Source organism: Lentzea roselyniae (genome assembly GCF_039537795.1).
Lineage (GTDB): Bacteria > Actinomycetota > Actinomycetes > Mycobacteriales > Pseudonocardiaceae > Lentzea > Lentzea atacamensis.
The window spans coordinates 1-803 of sequence record NZ_BAABBE010000037.1 but is presented as its reverse complement, the minus strand read 5'-3'; the positions used below and the strand labels follow the sequence as shown (position 1 = coordinate 803).

At 72.6% G+C, this 803-nt stretch carries 3 protein-coding genes; all 3 read left to right on the top strand.

Translation table 11 applies throughout. The annotated features are described in order from the left end of the window. Positions 1–76: 76 nt before the first annotated feature. Genes ABFX45_RS39775 through ABFX45_RS39765 form a run of 3 tightly spaced genes read left to right on the top strand, consistent with a single transcriptional unit; the run spans position 77 to position 727 of the window. Positions 77–295 carry a hypothetical protein gene (locus ABFX45_RS39775; RefSeq protein WP_346135963.1) on the top strand — a complete coding sequence of 73 codons (219 nt, stop codon included), beginning with the start codon at positions 77–79 and terminating at the stop codon, positions 293–295. Positions 296–298: 3 nt separating this feature from the next. Further along, the gene (locus ABFX45_RS39770; protein WP_346135961.1) at positions 299–490 is read left to right on the top strand and encodes a hypothetical protein; all 192 of its coding nucleotides are present in this window, start codon (positions 299–301) and stop codon (positions 488–490) included. A 3-nt stretch (positions 491–493) separates the two neighbouring features. Continuing rightward, positions 494–727, top strand: a complete 234-nt coding sequence (locus ABFX45_RS39765) for a hypothetical protein (protein ID WP_346135959.1) — start codon at positions 494–496, stop codon at positions 725–727. Positions 728–803: the final 76 nt, after the last annotated feature.

Below are 803 nucleotides of genomic sequence, written 5' to 3'. Positions count from 1 at the left end.
CGCCCCGGTGCCGCTCCTCGGAGTGCTCGTACCGGAGGTTGGCGTCTGCGCGTTTTGAGACGACGCTGCGGGCTGAGTGGGGGCGGACGTACTGACCTGGCCCGTGTTCGTGCTGCCCGCACCCGGCTGCCCGCTGGACGTGGTGCCGTTCGACGGCGGACCCGACACAGGCGCCGGGCCCTGCGCGGCACTGCTCGGCGAGGCAGCGCCCGGCGTGGGTGTAGACGTGCTCGGCGCACTGCTCGACAGCGCACTGCTCGACGGCGTCTGGTTGGGGGCGGACGTACCGACCTGACCCGTGTTCGTGCTGCCCGCACCCGGCTGCCCGCTGGACGTGGTGCCGTTCGACGGCGGACCCGACACAGGCGCCGGGCCCTGCGCGGCACTGCTCGGCGAGGCAGCGCCCGGCGTGGGTGTAGACGTGCTCGGCGCACTGCTCGACAGCGCACTGCCCGACGGCGTCTGGTTGGGGGCGGACGTACCGACCTGACCCGTGTTCGTGCTGCCCGCACCCGGCTGCCCGCTCGACCCACTGCCGCTCGACCCACTGCCGTCTGCGCTGCCCAGCGCACCGGAGGCGTTCCCACGGGGGCCGGCCGCGTTGCTGCCGGCACCGGCACCAGATCCGCCAGGCGTGGTGACGATCCTGCCACCACCGGCGTTGTTCCCGCTGCCACCGCTACCCGTACCAGCCGCTTCCTCGTACGACGGCGGTTTGCCGTCATAGGCCGGAGGAGCATCGACCGGCTCGGGGATGTCGACATCGACCTTGTCGACTTTGATCTCACCCGGGCCGCCGAGCT